Below are 25459 nucleotides of genomic sequence, written 5' to 3'. Positions count from 1 at the left end.
CTTGTGCGAACTGTGGTTTAGGTAAATATATGTGCGTTATAACCGATATTTCAGCCGATTATCAGATGATTACGTTTCAACTGGCTTTCTGATCTACTGCCTGACGATAAGCCACCAAATCTTCAATGGTTACCACCGGCATATTATGCAATTTCGCAAATTGGACCACTTCAGGAGTACGCGCCATTGAACCGTCATCATTGGTCAATTCACACAACACACCTGCTGGCTTGAAACCTGCCAAACTGACCAAATCAATTGTCGCTTCAGTATGTCCCTGACGGGCCAGGACACCACCAAGCTGTGCGCGCAGTGGAAAAACATGGCCCGGACGGTTCAAATCACTTGGCTTCGCATGATCCGCAATCGCTGCACGAATGGTTGTGATACGGTCAGCCGCAGAAACACCGGTTGTCACACCCTGAGCAGCCTCAATGGTTACAGTAAAAGCAGTCTGGAACGGACTGGAATTATTTTCCACCATCATTGGCAATTGCAATTGCTGGCGGCGGTTCTCTGTCAGGCACAAGCAGACAATACCGCTGCCATGACGGATAGTCAGTGCCATTTGCTCTACGGTCATCGTTTCAGCCGCAAAGATAATATCACCTTCATTTTCACGATCTTCATTATCCAGCACCATCACACCACCGCCATCCCGTAAAGCGTCGATAGCGCGTTCAACACGTTCTGATGATGTGCCGTATTCAGAAAGTAGCGTCTGATTCATGGTAAAAAACCTCATTAAAATTTATGGATTACCAGAATCAGGGCAGTCTTGAGGAGTTCTCACTATGACACCACATCGTAACATTAATATTATTAATATAATGTTCGCATACCATAGCCGGAACAACAGACGGGCAAAAAGCCCGACAGATGCCGTTATTCTCTCCCATCCGGACTATAACCGTCGGCTCCAGAATTACACTGGATCTGCTGACCTCCGATTTATCATAAAGATAACTACAAACGGAGCGCTCGCGGGCTTCACCTAGTCACCCGTAAGATGACCTGATGTTTACCGCCGGTGGGGACTTTCACCCCGCCCTGAGATAAGCCAGCAAACTATAACGCTAATATTTACCGGGGGCAATCAACAAAATCAGATGTGAAACCTGGCTCACAATGGTTTGTGGTTTTACCATCTGGTATTACACTATCGGAGATTATTTATGTCATAAAAAGGATTCATCATGCTCGATCCCAAAAAAATTGAACAAATTGCCCGCCAAATCCAGGATTCCTTACCAAAGGGAGTTAAAGAGTTTGGTGACGATATAGAGAAGAAATTACGGATGATTTTGCAATCCCAGCTTGGCAAACTTGATTTAGTTAACCGCGAAGAATTTGATATTCAAACTCAGGTTCTGCTACGTACCCGTGAAAAATTAACGGCGATGGAGCAGCGTTTAAATGAATTAGAGGCGAAGCTTGAAGATAAGAATACGCCATATGGTAATAACTCAATAAAAGAAGAGTAATGGGCAAGTTAATTGCTAATTAACTTCGACACCATTTTATCTCATTGCCATTCAATTAAAGGTGATCGTTAAAACGGTCACCAAATTCAAATAGAAACACGCAAAGCATATATTGTCAGCCAAAATACACCTGATTGATGTCTTGACACTTCTGGGGTTTTAGATTTCTCCCGAATTAGGCGAAAATTTACGGCGACTTTTATTAATTCCATGCATTGAGAGCGATTAATTGGCTATTTTATGTGATATGTATCACATTTTTGTCATAATCATATGATAAATATCGTGATCTTATGGTCATAAAGTTCAGAGGGCGAAATGCTCTGTTATTCATTTCCTCTCGACTCAACGGGAAGTTGTTTATTGTTCTCTCAAATGCCACGTATTAAGTGACTGGGTTTTCCGCTTGCATTTTTTACTACGGAACAGGCTGGCACTGTCTTTGTATTCAGCGCCATCAGGTTGAAACACCGGCTCGGTAATATGAAGAAGCGTTTTGCTGCGCGATTAAAAAAACAAAACGTGATTACTCACTTAATGGCCGCTGTCGTCATTACCCCGTTTCAGAATTATGCAAGGGTTCAAATATGGATGGATCAGTCTTTACCTGTCGGATTGGCTCACTATCCCAAACAACCTTTCAGTGTTATGGAGTTTAAGGAGAAATAAGTATGGCAATATCCAACAGCGGCAAGATGTGCCCGGCCGTCACCTCAATTAACTGTACGATGGAAATCGGGATCTTTCCCGCCGATGAAGACCCCTGTTATCTGGCGGAAAAAGCTGAATATGCCCTGCGTCTGCCGGCAATGATTATCACTAAGCAGGGTGCCATCCGTTTTCTTAATCAAATCATTATGAGCGGGTTGATTAATATTGGCGAGTGTGAAATTGGCTACCGCCTGATAATTCACGGAGAAAATGATGAAAACTGTAGATTACTTTGCCCGGTTGAGATCACAACTGACCTCTTTTCTTTTTATCAATGGCGATGGACTGACCGTTTCCCGCCTGGGTCTCTCAATTACCCTGTTTTTTAAACAGGGTTACACGCAGGAGAAAAAACAGTGCATTCTGGCCTGTTACCGCCGCTTTCGGGAGGAGTTTGGTACTCACCTGCGTTTTCACCGTCATGAGCTGAAAGGGTTAAAAAAATATTCACCGGAAAATATTGCCAAAGTGGAAGAGGGCATGACCCGATTTATGGCATGGCTGGACTTTCTGTGTGAACAGCTCGAACCCGACAGTGGAGACTGTGGTTACTGTTTGATCTTACCCAAAGATTACTATGACTATTTTCCCCTGGAGTACCAGTTAGCGCAACGCTACCCCTCCCTGCAAGTGAACTCGGCAGTGCATACAGCCAAATTACAGTATGAACATTCCATCCGTGGCATTAATTGGATCACTCTGCTGTCCAAACGCTTTGTAGGGAAATTGGGTGGGGAACATTGGATACGCGCAATGCTGGCCCGCTACACCGATGTGGTCATTAGCTCTTACCGCGATGGTCTGATGATACGCGCAGGGAAATATCCGGATCTGACCCCGCTGCCGGGCAGTGTCCCGGAGAGTTATTTTGCCATTAACCAGCTGATACGCCCGATACGGGTGAGTCCCCGTGAAGGGCATTCTCTGCATTTTTATGGTGCCGGTCATTTTACTACAGCGTCCACACTGGCCTGGTATGCCCGCTATGACCGTGGACCTTTGCATGTGACCCCACTGAGAGGCGGCAATCCTGCGCTAGTCAGCGGATTCTGGCGAACCGACAGCATTCCTGGCAAGCAATATTTCTTTGCTCAGGGCGCGATGACTTTTGATGTTCAGGGTGCGGAGTCAGGCACAACGATTTGGCATTTAATACGCGAAGCGGAAAATACAACGGAGTAAATAATGCGAAGTATAGTAGAAGGAAAAAAATTATCCTTAAAGGTGATACCACCACAACCGGAGGCGATGTTTTAAATGGTTCCGGCTTAGTCAACCAACAACTGGCGGTTGCCCGTAAAGGCGATCCGGTATTTTGTCCCGCCTGTAAACAAACCGGGGCTATTGCGGAAGGCTCCAATTTGTTCAATATACAGGGAATACCTGTTGCACTGGAGGGACACCGGGTTAATTGTGGTTGTTCGACCGGTGCCTGCCGATTAAAGGTGCGGTCATAAATATCACATTCCAAGGCCCTTAATTGAAATACCCATAAAACCAGAGCAGGTTTCAAACTGTGATTAAAAGCTATTGTTTTAATTTATGGTTTTTAATCGGTATAACGTTTTCACCGTTGTTTTTACCGCTTTTAACACCTGCTTTTTATTAAGTTTAATCATCATTAGCGATCGTGTTTTACGTTTAACAAATGCTAATCATATCCACTTTTTATCTTTACTGACGCTGTTTTACCCGCTGTTTTAATAAGTCACCACCCTTTATTTTGTCTTCATAAATCAATAAGTAAATAGCCTGATGAGATAAAAACATCCCTTGTTTTTTCTCGGATAATCCACCTCATTTTCAGGGCTTAAATCCTGCCAGATTAACCGTTTTATCCCTTTTTTATTACGTTATTTTTGCAGTTTTCTTCATAAAATAACTGGCGAGAAAGCGTTTTAATCCCCGTTTATTCGGGTAATACTCTTCTCCATGCGGATTTATTTTAAACTCATTTTTAATGGTCAATGATTTTCGATTAAACTCAATTAACTCTCCTGCTGAAAAGTTTCATTGAGTTAAATCCGATTTTAATATTAAAGCCTTAATGCTTTTGTATTCGCGCTTTTAAATAATTATGGAAAATGGAATCCTGCCCTGAGTTTTATGATAGGCAGTGTTTAAACTGTTATTAAATGCTATTGTTTTAATTTATGGTTTTAATCGGCATAACGTTTTCACCGTTGTTTTTACCACTTTTAATACCTGATTTTTATGAAGTTTAATCATCATCGGATATTGTGTTTTCCCTTTTTTCATCACCGTCATATCGTTTACGATTAAGATTTACTGGCAATCCTGAGTGGTTTTCATCGGTTAATCCTTTTTATTTTTTCTCCATAAATCAACCAGTAAATAACCTGATGAGATAAAAATACCCTTGCTTTTTCTCGGATAATCCGCCCCATTTTCAGGGTTTAAATCCTGCCGGATTAACCATTTTATCCCTTTTTTATTACATTATTTTTTCAGTTTTCTTCATAAAATAACCGGCGAGAAAGCGTTTTAATCCCCGTTTATTCGGGTAATATTCTTCTCCATGCGGATTTCTTTTCAACTCGCTTTTAATGGTTAATGATTTTCGATTAAATGCCATTAACGCTCCTGCTGAAAAGTTTCATTGAGTTAAATCCGCCTTTGATATTAATGCTTTTATATTCGCGCTTTTAAATGATTATGGCAAATTAGGTAAATGTAAAATAAGTGGAGTATAAAATGGCTGCTAAATGAATTAAAAAACAAAGTAAAATCCCGCCCTGTACAAAACCATGCCGCTGGAGTGTCGCTAATTCTTCACTCCAATCGGCATACTCCTGCCAGTACCTTATTTCCCAGCAAACTCCGTTTTATAAAACATTATTCACTGCTTTTTAATCGCGTTAATGATATTGGTTGTTGAAATACCGTTTTCAAAGTTCAGCACTTTGACTTCACCACCCGCAGCCCAAACTTCTTCACTGCCAGCAATCTCTTCAAGCTTATAGTCTCCACCTTTCACCAATACATCCGGCAGAACATCCGTAATCAAACGGCGTGGCGTATCTTCTTCAAACGGAACAACCCAATCCACAGCCCCCAGCGCCGATAGCACTATCATTCGTTGTTCCAGTGGATTGACAGGACGGGTTTCACCTTTCAGCCGCTTAGTTGATGCATCACTGTTAACGGCGACAATCAACCGATCACCCAGTTTACGAGCATGTTCCAAATAAGAGACATGACCCGCATGTAGAATGTCGAAACAGCCATTAGTCATCACAATCTTTTCGCCACGCTGGCGAGCATGAGCCACTGCCTGCTTAAGCTGAAATTCACTCATAACACCAAAACCGGTTTCAGCACGGCCACGAACAGCATTCTCCAGTTCAACCGGCGAAACCGTTGAAGTCCCCAATTTGCCAACCACAACACCCGCGGCAGCATTCGCCAGGAAACAGGCTTCATTCAGTGGCTTTCCAGCCGCCATCGCCGTTGCCAGCACACCAATCACCGTATCGCCAGCACCAGTCACATCAAACACTTCCTGAGCCAGTGTTGGCAAATGCAGTGGCGGCTGATCAACACTCAATAAACTCATCCCCTGTTCAGAACGGGTAATCAGTAATGCCTGAAGATCCAAGTCCTTAACCAGTTTAGTGCCCTTATCAATCAGTTCGTCGTTATCTTTGCAGTGGCCTACCACCGCTTCAAATTCAGACAAATTCGGCGTTAGCAAAGTTGCGCCACGATAGCGTTCAAAATCACTCCCTTTCGGATCGATTAACACCGGTACGTTGGCATCATTTGCCAGTTTGATCATCTTTTGAACCTGACTCAACGCGCCTTTAGCATAGTCAGACAGAACCAATGCGCCGATATGAGGTAACGCTTGTTCAATGCGCTCAAGTATCGGTTGCGCATCAACGTTATCGAAACCTTCTTCAAAATCCAGGCGGATTAACTGCTGGTTACGGGAAAGTATCCGCAGTTTGGTAATTGTCGGATGAGTCGGCACAGCAACAAAATTACAGCGCACTTTAAAACTACTCAGTTTTTCATCCAACGCACGCGCCGCATCATCAATCCCCGTCAAACCAACCAAATGTGAATTCGCCCCAAGGGCAGCAATATTCATAGCAACGTTAGCCGCCCCTCCCGGACGTTCTTCAATGGTATTGACTTTGACGACAGGTACCGGGGCTTCCGGTGAAATCCGGCTGGTTGGTCCATACCAATAGCGGTCTAACATCACATCTCCGACAACTAAAACTTCTGCACGGTGAAAATCCGGGAGTGTCACTTTCATCCTTTGCTCCAAATATCAGATATCAACAGGTGCCAAATATTACCATAAGCCAGTAAAATCCATGCACCAAACCGCTATAACCCGTTATTGTTCACCCAACCATTGTTGCCAGCTATGACCTATCTGTTCCTGCTGCTTACTGAAACAATTGGCTGATACCCGGCTGGAAAACTCCTGTAACACCAGATGATGCAATTCATCACGCATGGAAATATAAGCCTGCGTTAATGTGGCGGCTTCAGCTTTATCCATAATTCCATAAGTTGCCATTAACTCAAAAATCCGCACATTATCCGACCAGCGCGTCAAGCGTTCATTTTCAGGGGCGTAACGCAATACCAGATACTGAGCAATAAATTCAATATCCGTGATCCCGCCCGGATCAGCTTTAATATCAAATTGATCTGAATGGCAGCTTCCTAAATGTTTATGCATCTTCTCCCGCATTTCCCGAACTTGCTGACGTAATAAAGCCGGTTCTCGTCCTGTGCATAATGTCTGATGGCGTATCCGTTCAAAATCCTGATGCAAATTTTCATCACCAAATACCATCCGGGCGCGTACTAATGCCTGATGTTCCCAAGTCCACGCTTCATTCTGCTGATAATCAGCAAATGCTCCGATGGTACTGACTAACATTCCTGATTCGCCCGAAGGTCGCAGGCGGACATCGACGTCATACAACACACCAGAGGAAGTTCGGGCACTGAACAGATGCATAATGCGTTGGGCAAGACGCAAATAAAATTGCCGGGCATCAATCGATCGATCACCCTCGGTCATGACATCCATTGGGCAATCCAACAAGAAAACCAAATCAAGATCAGAACCGTAACCCAGTTCCCATCCCCCTAGTTTGCCATAACCAATCACAGCAAATCCCAACCCTTGCCGCTGATCCAGATGTGATGGAACACCATAACGTTTTGCCATTTGTCCCCACGCCTGTTGAACCACCGCCTCAATAATTGCCTCTGCCAAATAAGTGAGATGATCACTCACTTTCATCACCGGCAACACGCCGGTGATATCCTCCGCCGCAATTCTCAGTAATTGCGCCTGTTTAAACTGGCGAAGAGCCTCTAATTGCTGCTCTTCATCATCTTCCGGTATTCGCAACAAATATTGCCGCAGTTCATCTTTATAGGCATTCAGAGGCAGCGGCTTATACAGAAATTGGGGATCAAGCAGCTCATCCAGCAACAAGGGGTGACGGGCAAGCTGAGTAGCAATCATCGGTGAAGCCGCACACAGTCGGATAACGTGTGTCAGTACGGCTTCTGATTCCAACATCAGTTCCAGATAAGTTGTGCGGCTGACAATACTCAACAACAATGGAATAACTCGCTCCAACACTGTATTGGCATCTTGTCGCAAACAGATTTTTACCAACAAACGTGGCATCAGATGATCGAGTACATCACGTCCACGAGGGCCAATGGTTCTTTTTCCCACATCCTGACGGAATAGAGCAATGACGTGTAATATCTGCTGTGCAACCAATTCATCCAGATGCGGAGCCAGTATGATTAACTCTTCTTTTTCGAGATTTTCCAGCCATAAGCTCTTAAATGGCACATGACCAGCTTCTTCTTCATTATTATCACTGTCATCACCAATTAATTGCGTGAAAATAATCCGAACAGCGCCCATCCTGCTGTTCAATGCAATCATCAACTCATCCCAGCTTTCAAATCCCATTCCCCACGTCAACCGTGAACGGCTCAGTTCATCTTCTGGCAACGTCTGAGTTTGCTGATCGTTAATTGACTGTAAAAGATTTTCCAGCCGCCGTAAAAAGAGGTAACTGTCAGCGAGTTGTTCTACCTGTGATGACGGCAAAAGTTCCAGTTTTTCTATTACTTGAAGCGTGGGTAACAGAGCCGGAGATTGCAGACACCATTCACGGCCACCCCGAATAAGCTGGAATACTTGAGTGATAAATTCAATTTCACGGATACCACCCGCACCCAGTTTGATATTGTCTTTCAAACCACGGCGACGAACTTCACGTTCAATCATCCCTTTCATGTTTCTCAGGGACTGAATCACACTGAAATCAATATAACGGCGGAAGGTAAACGGCCTTAACATCCGGCGTAATTCTTCGCAATACGATTCACTACCCGCGCCCATAATTCGCGCTTTAACCATCGCATAACGCTCCCAATCACGCCCCTGTTCCTGATAATAATCCTCCAATGCGGCAAAACTGAATACCAGTGGACCACTGTCACCAAATGGACGCAAACGCATATCAACCCGATAAACAAAACCATCTACCGTTTGCTGATCGAGGACTTTGATAAGACGCTGCCCCAGACGGGTAAAAAACTGAGCGTTGTCCATTTCACGGCGGCCACCGCGGGTAATACCGTTTTCAGGATAGGCAAAAATCAGATCAATATCGGAAGAGAAATTCAGCTCGCCACCACCCAGTTTCCCCATGCCCAGAATTAACAGAGGTTGTGGTTCGCCCTGCTCATTGCAAGGGGTTCCCCAATCACGACAACAACGCTGATACAACCCGTCGCGAGCGGCAATAATCAGCGTTTCAGCCAACATACTGAGCTGTTGCAATGTCTCCTGAGTCGTACTGGTGTGCAGCACCTGTGACCAGGCAATTCTGACGAGAATTTTGTTACGGAACTGACGCAAAACCCGCATCAGGGTATTTTCATCCTCTGCGGATGAAAGTACCTGTTGCAACCATTCAGCGTATTGATGCCACTCCCGCGCTTGCGGTGGATTCTGGCGGATTTCAGTTAACCATTCAGGGTGAATTTTAAGGTTTTCAGCAACAAAATCACTCAGTGATAACACAGCCTGCTCATGAGGAGCAAAAGCTTCAACACACAAAGCCAGCTCCTGAAAATGCTTAGTCACACTCGGTAACTGAGCCAAAAGCGGGGTTGAAAGTGGCAACATAGAGAATTCCTGTTATTCAAGCGGAGAGATGGATCAACCATATAGTCAGCGCCAGCTTACATTGCAAATAGCCTGAGCTGTAACACAGCGTTTCAGCCGTTGTTTCCGCTGCTGATAATTTCTGGTTGATCGCCGCTAATTGACCATCCAACTGTTCCGGCCTGCTTGCCGGCTCATTGCAATATTCAAGCGCCCGCTGAACTAAAGTCAATACTTGCTGCAAGCCATCCCGATTTTCTGACAAGCCAATCAGCCAGCGCTCTTCCTGCTCTTGCCAATGAGCCAATATTGACGAAAGTACAGAAGGTAATGACTGCTGCATATCAATTTCTACCGGTACTTGAGGCAAAACTGTTTTTGGTTTTCCTTGGGCTAACTGATAGCCACGAGCAGCTTTACTTTTATTTCCCTGTCGCAAGCCGTCTGATTTTGCCAACTCAACGGCCAACACTAATACATCCGCTACAGTTCCTTGTTTCAGCTCCAATTCAAACTCACAAATGGGTTCTTTGCGGCCTGCCGCGATGATTTCTCCCTGATCGAGCACAACTTCAATCTCACTTTGCCCGTAAGTAACCACCCACTTCTCCCGCATAAAGTCAGTGCTGAATAACGCATTTAAACGGGATTGCAACGCTTCCACATCACAGTTTTCAGGCCAGATATGAGGTGGAAACAACGTCAACGCCAGTTCCGGCTTTAACAATAGCACATTATATTCCGGCCGTTGATGCAACCCGCCGATCACTTCCCCCGCTGTTTTGATTGTCATCTCATATTGATCATCAAAACCACGGATACGCAGCCCCATATCAAGACCGCGCAGTTGGTTATCCGCTGTTTCAAAATAGATATTGGTCAGTTTCTGAGGAGCAAAGTAGTGATGAGGAAATAACAATAATTGCTGACAGATTCCAGGAATAGCCTGCGGTCTGGCGATAAGTTTTAATTCAATTTCTACACTCATATTTGCACCATTGATGGCAATCTTTGGTCATTATCTTACCCCGCTTTTACTTTTTTCTATGATTAAGTGAAAAAATTAAAATTTTCTCTGTTCTGAAAGTTATGATAGTAATTGGCAAAAAACGTGCTGTTAAACAAACAACCAGTAAGCCCCGTATTCGACCCGTTAAGATAGTTCCTATTTTGGTTTACTGTTTGCTCTAGCAAACTTAACTCTTTACTATCAAATTCTAAACTCACCATAGATAAAGAATAGTTGAAATCACAATGCGAAAATTACCTTTACTTCTTACGACGCTATTGAGCCTAAGCTTTTCGCTTACTACCCACGCGGAAGAAAAGCGCTATGTATCTGATGAGTTATCTACCTATACGCACGCTGGACCGGGTAACAAATATCGTATCGCCGGCACACTGAATGCCGGTGATGAAGTCACATTGATAAGCATCAACCGGGACAGTAATTACGCTCAGGTGAAGGATGATAAAGACCGTATTGTCTGGCTACCCATTAACCAGCTCAGTGATAAACCGAGCTTGCGCACACGCCTCCCAGAGATGGAGCAGGAAATCAAAATACTGACAGATAAGCTAGCCAATATAGACAATAGCTGGAATCAGCGCACTGCCGACATGCAACAAAACGTTTCAAACAGCAGTGACATTATTGCAGGGCTGAAAAAAGAAAATGAGCATTTGAAAAATAAACTGATTGTGGCAGAGAAAAAACTTGATGCTGCGAATCTGCAACTTGATGACAAACAACGCAATATCATTCTGCAATGGTTTATGTACGGCGGTGGTGTTGCAGGTGCGGGTTTAATTTTAGGGCTGTTACTACCACATATGGTTCCGCGTCGTAAGCGTAATGACCGTTGGATGAGTTGATAAGGAATATTCAGGTGAAAATCTATCTGGTTGGCGGTGCAGTACGCGACCGCCTGCTAAACTTTCCTGTGAAAGAACGGGATTGGGTTGTTGTTGGCGGGACACCGGAAGAGCTATTGTCTCAGGGATATCAGCAAGTTGGCAGAGATTTCCCGGTGTTCCTGCATCCCAAAAACCATGAAGAGTACGCGCTGGCACGCACTGAGAGAAAATCCGGCCCAGGATATACGGGTTTTACCTGCTACGCCGCGCCGGATGTCACACTGGAAGATGATTTGCTGCGCCGTGATCTGACCATTAACGCGATTGCTCAAACATTCGAAGGCGAACTTGTCGATCCTTGCCGTGGGGTTGATGACTTAAATAATCGTATCTTGCGCCATGTTTCCGATGCTTTCTCTGAAGATCCACTGAGGGTATTACGGGTAGCCCGTTTTGCCGCCCGTTTCGCCCATTTGGGATTTACCATCGCACCAGAAACATTAACGTTAATGTCAAAAATGGCAACTAACGGAGAGTTATCAGCACTCACACCGGAGCGTGTCTGGAAAGAGACAGAAAAAGCCCTTTCCACCCATTCACCACAAGTTTTTTTTCAGGTTTTGCGTGATTGTGGTGCATTGGCGGTATTGTTTCCTGAAATTGATAATCTGTTTGGCGTTCCCGCACCGGAGAAGTGGCATCCTGAGATTGATACCGGTATTCACACATTGATGGTACTGAAAGTTGTCGCTGATCTGACAGACGAAATAGATAGCCGTTTTGCTGCCTTATGCCATGATCTTGGCAAAGGACTGACACCGCCAGAACAGTGGCCTCATCATTATGGACATGGCCCCGCAGGCGCTAAATTAGTCGATCAATTATGCCAACGTCTGCGTGTTCCTCATTCCGCCCGTGATTTGGCAAAACTGGTCGCTCAATATCATGACTTAGTGCATACCATCGATCAATTGCGGCCAAAAACATTGCTTAAATTGTTTGATTCCATTGATGCATGGCGTAAACCTCAGCGAATAGATCAGTTAATTATCACCAGCGAAGCAGATGCACGGGGTCGTACCGGTTTTGAAAATACCCCCTATCCACAAGGTCATTATCTGCAACAGGCATTTAAGGTTGCCAGCCAGGTCCAGGTGAAAAGTATTGTAGACAACGGCTTACGTGGTGCGGATATTGGTGATGAGTTACGACGCCAGCGTCAGCAAGCATTGGCTGAATGGAAGCAACAACAAAATTAATACTGTTGTCTGAAAGATCAAATATTCTGTGCATCCCCTGATATCAAACGTTGGATGATATCCGAATTAAATCGATATCAGGGGAATCATTCACTACATAAATACCCAGTAAACAGCGGCGGCGACAATAAAGCGGTAGATAGCAAATGGGATGAAAGACATACGCTTAATCAATGCCAGGAAGGTTTTAATTGCAATCAATGCGACAATAAATGCAGTAATAAAACCAACAGCAAACATTGGGATATCAGAAGCAGTCAAAAAATGCAGGCTCTTATATAAATCCAGCCCGCTCGCCCCCATCATCATCGGTACAGCCAGAATAAACGAGAACTCTGATGCGGTATAACGGTTAACCCCCATCAGCATTCCACCCGAAATTGTCGCGCCTGAACGGGAGAATCCCGGCCACAATGCCAAACACTGGAAGCAACCAATCATAAAAGCCTGGCGATAAGTAATATCATCCAGCCCTTCTGCTTTCGGTGTCTTAGGTTTCAGAATTTCTGCGATAATCAGTAACACACCGCCAATAATTAAGGCGTACATAACGCTCTGTGGGTTAAACAGCGATTTAATAGTATCGTGGAACAGCAATCCAAGCGTTACCGCAGGTAACATCGCCAAAAGAATGTGGCTCAGTTTCAGCTTGCCGTTGGTTTTACCTTCGTGAGGAGCTTCACCAAAGTGAATACCAATTAACCCAAACAAACGACGCCAAAATACCACTACCACGGCAAGAATCGATCCAAGCTGGATAATAACTTCAAATGTTTCCGCTTTATCGCCGGTAAATCCCAGCAAATGACCCACGATGATCATATGACCCGTTGAGGAAACAGGAAGAAACTCAGTCAGCCCTTCAACAACACCAAGAATAAATGCATGAAACAAGGTAGAAAGGTCAGTCATATAGCGAGATCGCACTCCATTAAACAAATCTCCAAAACAGGTAGCACAGATGAATCCAGCTACCATTTTTCCATTGCCATTAATCAATTGACATAATTATCACGCCTGGCAATGACGCATGCCAGCCTATGCAAGAATAATGACAATAATATGACAACTGAATTCACTGCTGATCGGATTATTTTTTTCTCTCAATAACAACACCGACCTGACGAGCCTGTGCCACCGCCCCCGGCTTACTGACTTTTATCCGTACCCACGGCGAATTAAAACGGTTTAATAACAGATTGGCCACCTCTTCCGCCACTCTTTCAACCAGAGCAAAACTCTGACTTTCTACGTGGTTGATAACCGCTTCGCTAACTTTAGCGTAATCCAGGCAATGTTCGACATTATCGCTGGAAGATGCGCGTTTATTATCCCATCCCATTTCGATATCGAACACTAACTTCTGTTTAATGGTCTGTTCCCAGTCGTAAACACCAATGGTGGTAATGACCGTTAATTCCTCAATAAATACGATATCCATCACGTCGCTTTCCTGTTTTTCAACTTGTCGGATACCACTTCCGACTAAATATGCGTATTATCCATGACTAGGCTAAGAAAACGACCATTATTATTGGAGAGACATTATGAGTGCTATCGCGCTTGGTATGATTATCTTCGCGTATCTTTGCGGTTCAATCTCCAGCGCAATACTTATCTGTCGGCTGGCTGGGCTGCCGGATCCCCGCCAGCATGGCTCAGGTAACCCAGGAGCGACAAATGTATTACGGATTGGTGGCCGCAGTACTGCGGCAGTGGTACTGATTTGTGATGTTCTGAAAGGTATGGTCCCAGTCTGGCTGGCTTATCAGCTTAATGTTCCCCCTTTCTATCTGGGAATTACGGCAATAGCTGCTTGTCTCGGCCATATTTATCCGATCTTTTTCCATTTTAAAGGCGGTAAAGGAGTAGCAACGGCTTTTGGTGCGATTGCCGCAATTGGCTGGGATCTGATGGGTTTGATGACAGGTACCTGGCTGTTGACGGTACTACTGAGTGGTTATTCCTCTCTAGGTGCAATTGTCAGCGCTTTGATAGCACCTTTTTATGTCTGGTGGTTTAAACCTGAATTTACTTTTCCGGTTGCCATGCTCTGCTGTCTGGTACTGCTCCGTCACCATGATAATATCCAGCGCCTGTGGCGCGGCCAGGAAAGTCGTATCTGGAACAAACTCAAAAGAAAAAAAGAGATGACTGAGGAAGAAAAAATTCAGGCAGAGAAAGAGCAAGGAAAAGAAGATTAACAACGTTGCCAAATAAAAAACCAGCTACTGCTGATTGAGTGACTGGTTTTCTATTTTCACTATATAAAAGATTTATAATGCAGGTAATTCAGACAGTGCCCAGCGGGCTTTAACTGCCACGCCAAGAGAGTCACTTACTCCGCCTTTCAGGCGGATCATACCGGCAAGCGCAATCATAGCGCCGTTATCTGTACAGAATTCAGGACGCGCATAAAATACTTCGCCGCCCAATTTTGCCATGACCTCTTTCATCCTGGTACGCAACGTGAGGTTGGCGCTGACGCCACCTGCCATTACCAGCCGCTTGAACCCGGTCTGCTCAAGCGCCCTTTTACATTTAATCGCTAATGTATCAACAACCGCATCTTCAAAAGCACGGGCAATATCCGCTCTGGTTTGCTCATCATCACTGTTGCTGCGAATCGTATTAGACGCAAAAGTTTTTAGTCCTGAAAAACTGAAATCCAGCCCTGGGCGATCTGTCATCGGACGAGGAAACACAAAACGTCCGGCTTCCCCTTTCTGAGCCATCTTGGAGAGTAACGGACCTCCCGGATAATCCAGACCCAGTAATTTAGCGGTTTTATCAAATGCTTCACCCGCGGCATCATCTATCGATTCACCAAGCAGCTCATATTCACCGATACCGGTTACGCTAATAAGCTGAGTATGACCACCGGACACCAGCAAAGCCACAAACGGGAATTCAGGGCTATTATCTTCCAGCATCGGAGCCAGTAAATGCCCTTCCATATGATGGACAGGAATCGCCGGAACATCCCAGGCAAATGCCAGAGAACGGCCAATAGTCGCCCCTACCAACAATGCGCCAACCAGACCAGGACCCGCAGTATAAGCCACTGCATCAATATCTTTACGAGTTAATCCTGCCTCTTTCAAAGCAGCCTGAATCAAGGGAACGGTTTTGCGGATATGGTCACGTGAAGCCAGTTCAGGCACAACACCGCCGTAATCAGCATGCAATTTAATCTGACTGTATAATTGATTTGCTAATAAACCGGCTTGATCGTCATAAATTGCGATTCCGGTTTCATCGCAAGACGTTTCTATACCTAAAACTCGCATTACACTACCTATATTCCACAGGAGAGAGCCAGTTTATCATTAATAAGATAATTTGCGCGGTTTACATGCTGACTATTTTTACTGTTTAGTCTATAATCAGCGCCCTACGTAAAATCCCTGTGTGGTTATCTTCAATATTACGGAACTGACTGGCAAATTTCGCTGTAAGTCACCATGGTAATGTTGTTGTTTCAATTTGCTGCGGCGCTTTACAAAGCCGTGTTCATTGAAGTAAAATTCCGCACCATTTTAAGATGGCTGGCATCCCACGCCAGCAAGACCGATTTCTATTGAGGTGAGAGGCACATGCCGGTAATTAAAGTACGTGAAAACGAGCCATTCGACGTAGCACTGCGTCGCTTTAAGCGTTCCTGCGAAAAAGCAGGTGTATTAGCAGAAGTTCGCCGTCGTGAATTCTATGAAAAACCAACGACTGAACGTAAACGCGCTAAAGCTTCTGCTGTAAAACGTCACGCTAAAAAGCTGGCTCGTGAAAACGCACGCCGCACTCGTCTGTACTAATCCTTGCGGTTGACCCGCATAGTGATTGAATTTGCAGACAACAGTAGTTGCAGATAAGGGCCGTGCTTTCCGAAAGGGAGCGCGGCTTATTGTCGTTCATCAACAGGCGTAAAAAGGGCTTATGGCTGGACGAATTCCGCGCGCATTTATCAATGATTTATTAGCTCGTACCGATATTATCGACCTGATCGATGTTCGTGTGCCACTTAAAAAACAGGGTAAAAATCACCACGCGTGCTGTCCGTTTCATAATGAAAAGACACCTTCGTTTACTGTTAATAGCGATAAGCAATTTTATCATTGCTTTGGTTGTGGCGCTCACGGCAACGCTATCGATTTTCTGATGAATTACGATAGACTGGAGTTTGTCGAATCTATTGAAGAATTGGCTGCTATGCACGGGCTGGAAGTCCCTTATGAAACAGGTTCCGGCAGCAGTCAGATAGAACGCCACCAAAGACAAAATCTTTATCAATTGATGGATAAGCTCAACAGCTTCTATCAGAATTCACTAAATAGCCCCGCTGCACAGCAAGCCCGGCAATACCTGGTTCAACGTGGACTTAGTGAAGAGATTATCCACCGTTTCTCGATTGGCTTCGCTCCCGCTGGCTGGGATAACGCTTTGAAACGGTTTGGCCGTAGCACGGAAGATCGTCAACAGTTAAATGACGCCGGTATGCTGGTGTCAAATGATAATGGCCGTACTTATGACCGTTTCCGTGAACGAGTCATGTTTCCAATCCGTGACCGCAGGGGGCGCGTGATTGCATTTGGTGGACGGGTTCTGGGAGATGCGATCCCAAAATACCTCAACTCACCAGAAACTGAAATTTTCCATAAAGGCCGCCAGCTATACGGCCTCTATGAAGCGCAACAAAATCACAATGACCGTTCACGGTTATTAGTGGTTGAAGGTTATATGGACGTGGTGGCTCTGGCGCAGTTTGGTATTGATTATGCCGTTGCCTCGTTAGGTACTTCGACGACATCGGAGCATATTCAGTTACTTTTCCGCGCTACTGACAGCATTATCTGTTGTTACGATGGCGACAGAGCAGGACGTGACGCAGCATGGCGAGCTTTGGAAACAGCGCTGCCTTATCTTAATGATGGTAGGCAGTTACGTTTTATGTTTTTGCCTGACGGCGAAGATCCTGATTCACTAGTTCGTAAAGAAGGCCGTGAAGCATTTGAACAAAGAATGGAACAATCTCACACGTTGTCTGAATTTCTGTTCGAATCGTTACTACCACAAGTTGACTTGAGTAATCCTGAAGGGAAAACAAAACTCAGTTCACTTTCTGTACCATTGATTAACCAGATCCCGGGAGAAACTCTGCGTCTCTATATGAGGCAAGAACTTGGCAATATGTTAGGTATTCCCGATGCAGTACAGTTGGAACGTTTATTACCGCAGCGTCTGGAAAGTGGGAATAATTATCAGATGCCACAGCTAAAACCGACAACTATGCGTATACTTATAGGACTGTTGATACAAAACCCACACTTAGCCGCTTTAGTTCCCCCGCTACAGGGAATTATGCAGGCCAAAATTGCAGGTTTGCCATTGTTTATGGAGCTTGTAGAGGTTTGTCTTACTCAGCCAGGGCTGACAACGGGACAGTTGCTAGAGCAATATCGTGACAACAAATTTAGTAAACAACTTGAAAAATTAGCTGCATGGAACGATATACAAATAGAAGAAATAGCAGAAAATACATTTCGTGACGCGTTGGATCATCTCGTTGATTCAGCGTTGGAAGAACGTTTAGATATTCTTATCGCCAGAGCAAGAACCGAAGGCCTGACACCGGAAGAGCGCGAAGAAGTTCGCTTAATTAATGAATCCCGTGCCAGAAAGTAAATACTGAATTCACGGCTTAAGTGCCGCATTAGGTAGGGAAACAACCCTACATTTTGCCGCTATAAGTGGGCAGTGGCAATACAACGAAAACGCCCCTAAAAGTTATTGTTGGCAGATTAGTTTCGCCGACCGACACCAACCCAAATACTCTGAAGTGTGGATACCGTCTTATGGAGCAAAACCCGCAGTCACAGCTAAAGCTACTTGTCACCCGTGGTAAGGAGCAAGGCTATCTGACCTATGCTGAGGTCAATGACCATCTGCCGGAAGATATCGTCGATTCCGATCAGATCGAAGATATCATCCAGATGATCAATGACATGGGCATTCAGGTAATGGAAGAAGCACCTGATGCCGATGATCTGATGCTAGCAGAAACCACTAACGACACAGATGAAGACGCTGTGGAAGCTGCTGCGCAAGTCCTGTCTAGCGTTGAATCTGAAATCGGTCGTACCACCGACCCGGTACGCATGTACATGCGTGAAATGGGTACCGTTGAGTTATTGACCCGGGAAGGTGAAATTGACATTGCTAAACGCATTGAAGATGGCATCAATCAGGTACAGTGCTCTGTTGCTGAATACCCTGAGGCAATCACCTATTTACTGGAACAATATGATCGCGTCGAAGCAGGTGAAGCCCGCCTGTCAGATCTTATTACCGGTTTTGTTGACCCGAACGCAGAAGAAGACCTCGCGCCTACCGCCACTCACGTTGGTTCTGAGCTCCCACAGGAAGAACTTGATGATGATGAAGACGAAGAAGATGAAGGCAGTGATGACGATAGCGATGGTGATGATGACAACAGCATCGATCCGGAATTAGCTCGCCAGAAATTCCAGGAACTGCAAGAGCAGTATGAGATCACTCGTCAGGAAATTAAGAAAAATGGCCGTAACCATCCAAATACGGCTGCTGAAATCTTAATGCTCTCAGAAGTTTTCAAACAGTTCCGTCTGGTGCCAAAACAGTTTGATTATCTGGTCAACAACATGCGTTCTATGATGGATCGCGTTCGCCTTCAAGAACGCCAAATCATGAAAATGTGTGTTGAGCAGTGCAAAATGCCGAAGAAGAACTTCATCACTCTGTTCTCCGGTAATGAAACCAGTGACATTTGGTTCACCGCTGCAAAAGCAATGAACAAACCGTGGTCTGAAAAATTACTTGAAGTTGAAGAGGAAGTACAACGTAGTCTGAACAGACTTCGTCAGATTGAAGGAGAAACCGGTTTAACCATTGAACAGGTGAAAGATATCAACCGTCGGATGTCCATCGGTGAAGCAAAAGCTCGCCGTGCGAAAAAAGAGATGGTTGAAGCCAACTTACGTTTGGTTATCTCAATCGCCAAAAAATATACCAACCGTGGTCTGCAATTCTTAGATCTGATCCAAGAAGGTAATATCGGTCTGATGAAAGCGGTTGATAAATTTGAATATCGTCGTGGTTACAAGTTCTCAACTTACGCTACATGGTGGATACGTCAGGCAATTACACGTTCAATCGCCGACCAGGCTCGTACCATTCGTATTCCCGTTCATATGATTGAGACAATCAACAAACTCAATCGTATTTCCCGCCAGATGTTGCAGGAAATGGGACGTGAACCAACACCGGAAGAACTGGCGGAACGGATGTTAATGCCGGAAGATAAGATCCGTAAGGTACTGAAAATCGCCAAAGAACCTATCTCAATGGAAACCCCGATTGGTGATGATGAAGATTCACATTTAGGTGATTTTATTGAAGATACAACGCTGGAGCTGCCGCTGGATTCTGCAACTTCAGAAAGCCTGCGTTCAGCAACCCACGATGTTCTGGCTGGCCTGACTGCCCGTGAGGCAAAAGTGCTGCGCATGCGTTTCGGTATCGATATGAATACTGACCATACATTGGAAGAAGTCGGTAAACAGTTCGATGTCACCCGTGAACGTATCCGCCAGATCGAAGCGAAAGCACTGCGTAAACTACGTCACCCAAGCCGTTCTGAGGTACTGCGTAGCTTCCTAGATGAATAATCGGTGATTTTAAATCATGCTAACTGAAAAGCGTCTGCTTCGGCGGACGCTTTTGTTTTTTTATAAAGGGAAGATGATTAATATAATCACATATAAAAATATATTGATCATCGGGATAATAATATGACCCGATAACGCCAAAGATCTTATTAAAAATTAATTCAATGATTTATAAAAACGATAAATAAGCCATAAAAACAACCAATATATACCGCTATCCCCTTCCACTACTTAATAAAAACCCAATTCTGTATATAAAGTGATCATACGAATTTACAAAGCTAGACCGCGAGCAAAACTGTACGTATAATCCTTCCCATCCAACGGCCCCTTAGCTCAGTTGGTTAGAGCAGGCGACTCATAATCGCTTGGTCACTGGTTCAAGTCCAGTAGGGGCCACCAGATTTTAGCTGTGAAATCAGATAGATAGACCACTCAAGCAAGAGTGGTTTTTTTATGTCTATAGTAAAGTGTCGCAAAAGTGTCGCACGAGATTTTTTAGCATCCCGTGTCTCACTTCTTTTATCGATTGTTTTCCTCCCCCATCGAACCAAATGAAAAAGTTTTTTCGGTCAGTGAAATATATGTTTACTGATTCAATCGATTTCAGTTTATCAATGACCACAAAACCGCACCGTTTCTGTGTTCTGAAATTGTCCTTAACCTGTCTTCGTAATCTTACTTCTCACGCAAAATATTATTTTTACTTTATTATCAATTAGTTATGATTTTCTCTGTGATCCTCTTTTGATCCAAAACGTGCAGGCGGGTGCGGTGTAGTGCCGTTTTCGCCATAAGTTCATTTATTTCGTCATAAGCGCAGCGAGGCAAACCGTCACTAAGGTATTTATTTGATTCTTGAGTCAGATAATACAATCAGTTAAAGTAGCACTGCCATCGGCAAAATCCGATGGTCAGGGGGTCGCAGCCTTGAACGAACATCCCACTGGTAAGGTTGTTTTCTTACCAGTGTGCCTGTTATCGCTCTTTCTATGGCGGTTCAGGCAGGGGAGGCTATGCCTCGCCGGATTGGATGTTCTCCGGTACTGCGAACCCTGTTTGAATCGCCACCACCAAAGAGGTAAGCAGGAATATGAAAAAAGACTGGCATACCGCCGATATTATCGCAGCGATACGTAAGAAGAATAAAACGCTGGCATCATTATCCAGAGAGCACGGCTTAAGCTCTTCAACATTAGCAAATGCTTTAACGCGCCCCTGGCCTAAAGGGGAATTGTTAATTGCTCAGGAAATTGGTGTCACACCTGCTGAAATATGGCCCAGTCGGTATTTTGACGAAAATAAGCAGCCTATCAAACAAACCGTCCGAAATGATTTACCAAACAATTCTGATATTACATAAGTTATTTCTATATCCGAAAAAGTAACGACAACTTTTAAATCACTAAGCTAATATAACACGCTGAATTATCAGTTTTTTATTACACTTATTGCCCATTCTTTTAATATCAGAATTGTATTCATAGCTCTATGAAGATGTAAAACAGCCCGCATATTTTGCGGGCGAGATAATTAATCAATAATGTGTTTCAGACCATCAGAACACGAACCCGTAGCGTTGATTGATACCGCATTTAAAAAGGCGTCCCAATGTTATTATGTGTATGACTCGCGGTAAACTACACTAATCTGTTGGCTATCCTCCCATACTACCAGAGCAATAACCGCTTGAACACGGGTTCAAGTCCAGTCGGGACTACCAAATTTAAGCTGTTAGATCAATATATTGGGCCACTTAAACAAGAGTGGCTTGCTTGAGCAAAAGCGGTAAATGTTAAAGGCCACCGGGAGGTTACCCCGATGGCCTTAGCTACGTTTCCGTTACCTATTTCAGAAATGCACGGATCAGCTCTAAAAGCGCGATTAACGCTTTGAGAACGATGATAGCAATGTCAATAAATGCTTTCACCCGTTTGCTCCAGTTAGGAGCACGACTTAACCAGCCATTGCCTTTACGCTGCCTGTCCGACTGGCCCTCATCTTGTGTTAGCAGGAGAATATCGCGCTCTGACCGAGGCACTGAATCAGCACCACCTGTACTCAGCCAGGACTTGCGAAAACTTGCGTCAGAGATACACAGGTCAGAACGCTACCCCAAACTAACAGCCATTGATTATAGGTTTATTTTCAAATGATTCAATCAATTAAAATGATGAGTAGATAAAAATAAAAAACCAACTGGTGAGGTTGGTTTTTTAATTTTACCCTTGGATAGGGCGGTTTGTCTTTGTGCTATACGAGATTGGTAGCCTCGGTTCTAGCGCGACATTCTCCTGCTAACACAATCAGTCTACACCTTAAAAAAGGTGTTATCAACCTATGTCATAGCGTAAAAAAGCTCATATAAATGGGATGATATTCAACCAATCACAGGCGAATATTTCTGTTTCAGCCCATCCGATTTATAAGCCGTGTTCCTTATCGCGCTGGCGTTCTCCGGCGTGCCTGTGTTGTGGTGAGTATGGGCGGCAATCTGTTCCGCCAGTGCTTTAACCACATCCAACGTCTCTAACATCAAGGTCATGACATTGATTTGCTGGCTGCCCACCCAAACCACGGGCGCGATGATTTCTTGCCTGGCTCCGGCGATGCTCTGCTTAAGCAGGCCAATTTTCTCTATCAGCTTTTGCCCAACTTCAACATTGGCCTCTTTCCCCACACTGGCAACGAAATTTGATGATGTCGCCACACTATAGTCACCGTCTGAGATTTGCTGGACAGCGCCCGCCAATAGCGTAGACGTGCCCAAAACCGTGGTTTTATCCGTAGCCTGTATCGTGGTTTCCGGTGCGACTACGTTACGTGTTTCCGTGTCTGCCCTGACTTCACGGTGCATGGACGATTCATTAATGATCTGGTCAGTCTGACGAATCCAACTCCCCTCCTGCGTCACTCTCTGCGAGACTTCCGCCCGCTGCTGCTGCAATTGCTCGCCTGGCTTGATATCGGGCAAGGTATTGCCCTAGCTTAATGTCTGCCGGATAAAGGGCTTATCCGGCCTGCCTGCCTCAAAAGCAATTTCAACCACCGTTCCGACTGGCGGATATTGAAACAGACCGGATTCACTGCCCGCCATCGGCAAAGGCAGCGGGACAGCGTGGTAAACAGGGACAGCGGCATCCTGACCATCATTATCTAGCAATTGAACATCAACCGCATAGCGTGGCCGGAATGGGTCGGAAATATCACCGCTAACCGTGCTTTCGGTGTGTGCCTCAATGCGGGCAAATTTGGGTAAGTGCAACCCTGCCGACAATTCGGGGTAGACGGCATCAATCTGGCGCTGCATGGGCGTTCTGGTCTGAGACTGACCGATCAATTCGTTGATGGCTTCCCATGTAATCACCATGTTTTCATTGTTCAGATTAACTTTGTTCAGCCGGTGCTGATTGACTACCACACCTGGGCGCAATGATGGGATCATGGGAATAGTCATCGCATTGCCTGCGGACTGGCGCTGGCTAAACTCATTGGGGATTTCCACATGTTTCCCCGCAAACATCGAATGCACCCCACTGCCGACATAAACCGAACCATCCGGCAATTGATACCAGAGATAATCCTCAATCGAAAAAACCTGCCCAAGATTAGCCAGCAACTGATAGCCGGTACCATAATGGGTAAAATGCGGGATGGGTGTCTCCGTATAAGGGGCATCCGGCAATATGAAGGTCAGTCCGCTGTGTTCCTGCAACCAGCCCACAATCTGGCTCAGGGTTGGATGCTGAAATGAACACGGCCATAATCGGTCAAACACGCCGACCAGCTCTCGCACGAACAAACGCTGGTAACCGTTTTGGGCTGGCTGTGAGCGTTCCACATAGCCCGTGAACCAGCGCAACACCAAATCCGTGTAACCCACATCCAGCCGCACCAATTTTCCAGTGTAATCGATTGTCGTTTCCGCCGTGATAAAACCCCGGCCACAGGATGACAGTTCCAGCATAATATTAGCGTCAACCAGATGAATTTCATCGCCAGAAAGATAGAGCCGGTTAATCGGTGTCATTATTTGCCGGGTCCTATTTTGTCATTAATCGGTTTCAATACTTTTCTTTCAAACCAGCTTAATTTTTCCGGCGCTTCTTTTGCTGCGGCTGCGCCCTGACCTGTTTGCTTTTTGGCCTGAATATTATCAGCAGTGCGGGCGTCCCGGTTCTCGGCAACAGATAAATGTTCACGCAAAGTAAATGTGACCTGCCATGCCTGTTTACCGTCGATTTTGCTGGCATCAAGGGTATGGGTGAATGTCCCGATACGAAAATTGATAGCACCTGCGGTCAGGTTAGCGACACGATAACGTTTCAGATTTCCCTTATCTTTGGCCTCCGCCAGTGCAAACAGGCGTGACAGCGTTTTTTGCTCAGTAAACGGAATGATCCCCGTAACACGTAACTCCTTGGGCTTAATGCCTTGCTCCGCTACGGCGGTACTGGATGACTGGCCGCTTTGGTCTGTGTCCTGAAATACCACCGATGGGGTTACGGTCAGACTTTTTAATGGTATGGCCTCGCCATCAAGGGCGAGTGTGATAATTTGGCTCATTGTGTAGCATCCTTTCTAATGCGCTAATATCGTCCCCGGTAAATAGTGTCGACAGCGTGTAAACGGCGTCCTGTTCAGGGATATCCTGACGCAATTTTTCGGCCAGAAATGCACCATTCCCTTTCTCTGAGAATACCCAGACACCCGACGATTTGTCTCTGACGCCATTCAGGGCGGCAGTGACTTGTTGTAAGGCGTTCTGTCTTGCCGTGGTGAAGTGTGTTAATTGCGATTTCAATCCCGCAATACTATTGCTCACACTGGCCTGTGCCTTCGCCTGCTCAACCAATTGCGCATTCACGGCCAGGCGGCTGGTCGATGTTGAAAACGGTTGAGGCAGAGGCAAACCGCCCCCCGATCTCCCAGGCAATTGCATTTTGGTGATCGCCAGACATTCCGCTGTCTTTGCCATACGGGTGACCTGAGAAAATACCGGCAACGGCAACACCGCTGAAAATTGGGTTAAATGTTGTATAAATTCATTATGCGTTTTCGCGCAGATCATGAGTACAACGGCGCTTATGTTTCCAGCGCCCCTGATTTTATTTGCCAGATAATTGATGGCGTTTGCCGGACTCAGATAGCGACCGCTGTCCGTTTTATGTCCGATGCCGTATACGAACGGATGGACGGATAGCATCGAGCAATGCATCCCCGCCATATTCGGGGAGATGCGCATCATTTTCCGTT

General features: G+C 45.2%; 22 protein-coding genes, 1 tRNA gene, 2 pseudogenes and 1 riboswitch. Of the genes and pseudogenes, 13 read left to right on the top strand and 12 right to left on the bottom strand.

All coding sequences use genetic code 11. The features are described from left to right. Nucleotides 1-76: 76 nt before the first annotated feature. A complete protein-coding gene (gene ribB / locus PTE_RS00760) occupies nucleotides 77-730 on the bottom strand; it encodes a 3,4-dihydroxy-2-butanone-4-phosphate synthase (RefSeq protein WP_036842270.1) in 654 nt (217 codons plus the stop codon). 153 nt (nucleotides 731-883) lie between these two features. Further along, nucleotides 884-1061: riboswitch (FMN riboswitch) on the bottom strand. 135 nt (nucleotides 1062-1196) lie between these two features. On the opposite strand from ribB, the gene ubiK reads away from it, so the two are divergent. The 5 genes and pseudogenes from ubiK to PTE_RS00730 all read left to right on the top strand — a co-directional run bounded on the left by ubiK (nucleotide 1197) and on the right by PTE_RS00730 (nucleotide 3652). Then, entirely contained in the window at nucleotides 1197-1484 is a 288-nt protein-coding gene (gene ubiK / locus PTE_RS00750; protein ID WP_036842269.1) for a ubiquinone biosynthesis accessory factor UbiK, read from the top strand. Nucleotides 1485-1967: 483 nt separating this feature from the next. Beyond that, nucleotides 1968-2153 (top strand): hypothetical protein, encoded by a 186-nt coding sequence (locus PTE_RS00745; protein WP_036842267.1) that lies wholly within the window; start codon nucleotides 1968-1970, stop codon nucleotides 2151-2153. 2 nt (nucleotides 2154-2155) lie between these two features. Further along, a complete protein-coding gene (locus PTE_RS26115; protein ID WP_241826121.1) occupies nucleotides 2156-2524 on the top strand; it encodes a hypothetical protein in 369 nt (122 codons plus the stop codon). Continuing rightward, nucleotides 2409-3377 (top strand): DUF3396 domain-containing protein, encoded by a 969-nt coding sequence (locus tag PTE_RS00735; RefSeq protein WP_036842264.1) that lies wholly within the window; start codon nucleotides 2409-2411, stop codon nucleotides 3375-3377. Before PTE_RS26115 ends, PTE_RS00735 begins: the two co-directional genes overlap by 116 nt. A gap of 3 nt (nucleotides 3378-3380) precedes the next feature. After that, nucleotides 3381-3652, top strand: a pseudogene (locus tag PTE_RS00730) (PAAR domain-containing protein). Between the two features lie 998 nt (nucleotides 3653-4650). Here PTE_RS00730 and PTE_RS25520 read toward each other — a convergent pair. From PTE_RS25520 to PTE_RS00715, 4 genes are all read right to left on the bottom strand, one after another. Then, nucleotides 4651-4791 (bottom strand): hypothetical protein, encoded by a 141-nt coding sequence (locus tag PTE_RS25520; protein ID WP_157890161.1) that lies wholly within the window; start codon nucleotides 4789-4791, stop codon nucleotides 4651-4653. A gap of 264 nt (nucleotides 4792-5055) precedes the next feature. Continuing rightward, the gene (gene hldE / locus PTE_RS00725) at nucleotides 5056-6480 is read right to left on the bottom strand and encodes a bifunctional D-glycero-beta-D-manno-heptose-7-phosphate kinase/D-glycero-beta-D-manno-heptose 1-phosphate adenylyltransferase HldE (RefSeq protein WP_036842259.1); all 1425 of its coding nucleotides are present in this window, start codon (nucleotides 6478-6480) and stop codon (nucleotides 5056-5058) included. An 84-nt stretch (nucleotides 6481-6564) separates the two neighbouring features. Then, nucleotides 6565-9408 carry a bifunctional [glutamate--ammonia ligase]-adenylyl-L-tyrosine phosphorylase/[glutamate--ammonia-ligase] adenylyltransferase gene (gene glnE, locus PTE_RS00720; RefSeq protein ID WP_036842258.1) on the bottom strand — a complete coding sequence of 948 codons (2844 nt, stop codon included), beginning with the start codon at nucleotides 9406-9408 and terminating at the stop codon, nucleotides 6565-6567. Nucleotides 9409-9424: 16 nt separating this feature from the next. Beyond that, complete coding sequence (locus PTE_RS00715; protein WP_036842257.1) at nucleotides 9425-10375, bottom strand: CYTH domain-containing protein; 951 nt, start codon at nucleotides 10373-10375, stop codon at nucleotides 9425-9427. Nucleotides 10376-10641: 266 nt separating this feature from the next. Between PTE_RS00715 and PTE_RS00710 the strand changes: the two genes are divergently transcribed. Both PTE_RS00710 and PTE_RS00705 read left to right on the top strand, forming a co-directional pair. Then, nucleotides 10642-11262, top strand: a complete 621-nt coding sequence (locus PTE_RS00710; protein WP_036842256.1) for a TIGR04211 family SH3 domain-containing protein — start codon at nucleotides 10642-10644, stop codon at nucleotides 11260-11262. Nucleotides 11263-11276: 14 nt separating this feature from the next. Beyond that, nucleotides 11277-12503 carry a multifunctional CCA addition/repair protein gene (locus PTE_RS00705; RefSeq protein ID WP_036842255.1) on the top strand — a complete coding sequence of 409 codons (1227 nt, stop codon included), beginning with the start codon at nucleotides 11277-11279 and terminating at the stop codon, nucleotides 12501-12503. Between the two features lie 93 nt (nucleotides 12504-12596). Here the strand turns inward: PTE_RS00705 and bacA are convergent, their stop codons facing one another. Then, nucleotides 12597-13415 carry an undecaprenyl-diphosphate phosphatase gene (gene bacA / locus PTE_RS00700; protein ID WP_036843432.1) on the bottom strand — a complete coding sequence of 273 codons (819 nt, stop codon included), beginning with the start codon at nucleotides 13413-13415 and terminating at the stop codon, nucleotides 12597-12599. Nucleotides 13416-13593: 178 nt separating this feature from the next. Further along, the gene (gene folB / locus PTE_RS00695) at nucleotides 13594-13944 is read right to left on the bottom strand and encodes a bifunctional dihydroneopterin aldolase/7,8-dihydroneopterin epimerase (RefSeq protein ID WP_036842252.1); all 351 of its coding nucleotides are present in this window, start codon (nucleotides 13942-13944) and stop codon (nucleotides 13594-13596) included. A gap of 106 nt (nucleotides 13945-14050) precedes the next feature. Here folB and plsY point away from each other — a divergent pair, with 106 nt between their 5' ends. After that, on the top strand, nucleotides 14051-14707 hold the full coding sequence (gene plsY, locus PTE_RS00690; protein WP_036842251.1) for a glycerol-3-phosphate 1-O-acyltransferase PlsY: 657 nt from the start codon (nucleotides 14051-14053) through the stop codon (nucleotides 14705-14707). Nucleotides 14708-14779: 72 nt separating this feature from the next. Here the strand turns inward: plsY and tsaD are convergent, their stop codons facing one another. Then, nucleotides 14780-15793, bottom strand: coding sequence for a tRNA (adenosine(37)-N6)-threonylcarbamoyltransferase complex transferase subunit TsaD (gene tsaD / locus PTE_RS00685; protein ID WP_036842249.1), 1014 nt, complete (start codon nucleotides 15791-15793; stop codon nucleotides 14780-14782). A 306-nt stretch (nucleotides 15794-16099) separates the two neighbouring features. Here tsaD and rpsU point away from each other — a divergent pair, with 306 nt between their 5' ends. The 5 genes from rpsU (at nucleotide 16100) to PTE_RS00660 (ending at nucleotide 21566) form a co-directional block, all read left to right on the top strand. Further along, a complete protein-coding gene (gene rpsU / locus PTE_RS00680; RefSeq protein ID WP_001144069.1) occupies nucleotides 16100-16315 on the top strand; it encodes a 30S ribosomal protein S21 in 216 nt (71 codons plus the stop codon). 121 nt (nucleotides 16316-16436) lie between these two features. Beyond that, nucleotides 16437-18182, top strand: coding sequence for a DNA primase (gene dnaG / locus PTE_RS00675; RefSeq protein ID WP_036842248.1), 1746 nt, complete (start codon nucleotides 16437-16439; stop codon nucleotides 18180-18182). A 170-nt stretch (nucleotides 18183-18352) separates the two neighbouring features. Further along, a complete protein-coding gene (gene rpoD, locus PTE_RS00670; RefSeq protein WP_036842247.1) occupies nucleotides 18353-20203 on the top strand; it encodes an RNA polymerase sigma factor RpoD in 1851 nt (616 codons plus the stop codon). Nucleotides 20204-20528: 325 nt separating this feature from the next. Further along, nucleotides 20529-20605 (top strand) — tRNA-Ile (locus PTE_RS00665). 691 nt (nucleotides 20606-21296) lie between these two features. Further along, entirely contained in the window at nucleotides 21297-21566 is a 270-nt protein-coding gene (locus tag PTE_RS00660; RefSeq protein WP_036842245.1) for a helix-turn-helix domain-containing protein, read from the top strand. A 483-nt stretch (nucleotides 21567-22049) separates the two neighbouring features. Here the strand turns inward: PTE_RS00660 and dinQ are convergent, their stop codons facing one another. From dinQ to PTE_RS00640, 4 genes and pseudogenes are all read right to left on the bottom strand, one after another. Continuing rightward, nucleotides 22050-22121, bottom strand: coding sequence for a damage-inducible type I toxin DinQ (gene dinQ, locus PTE_RS27100; protein WP_376744740.1), 72 nt, complete (start codon nucleotides 22119-22121; stop codon nucleotides 22050-22052). 462 nt (nucleotides 22122-22583) lie between these two features. Continuing rightward, a pseudogene (locus tag PTE_RS00650) lies at nucleotides 22584-24233 on the bottom strand (hypothetical protein). Then, nucleotides 24233-24769, bottom strand: a complete 537-nt coding sequence (locus PTE_RS00645; RefSeq protein ID WP_036842238.1) for a baseplate complex protein — start codon at nucleotides 24767-24769, stop codon at nucleotides 24233-24235. Before PTE_RS00645 ends, PTE_RS00650 begins: the two are co-directional and overlap by 1 nt. Next, the gene (locus PTE_RS00640; protein ID WP_036843431.1) at nucleotides 24741-25451 is read right to left on the bottom strand and encodes a hypothetical protein; all 711 of its coding nucleotides are present in this window, start codon (nucleotides 25449-25451) and stop codon (nucleotides 24741-24743) included. Before PTE_RS00640 ends, PTE_RS00645 begins: the two co-directional genes overlap by 29 nt. Between the last annotated feature and the right edge of the window lie 8 nt (nucleotides 25452-25459).

Origin of the sequence: Photorhabdus khanii NC19 (genome assembly GCF_000517265.1) — a bacterium.
GTDB lineage: Bacteria > Pseudomonadota > Gammaproteobacteria > Enterobacterales > Enterobacteriaceae > Photorhabdus > Photorhabdus khanii.
This window is presented reverse-complemented; position numbering and strand designations above follow the sequence as displayed.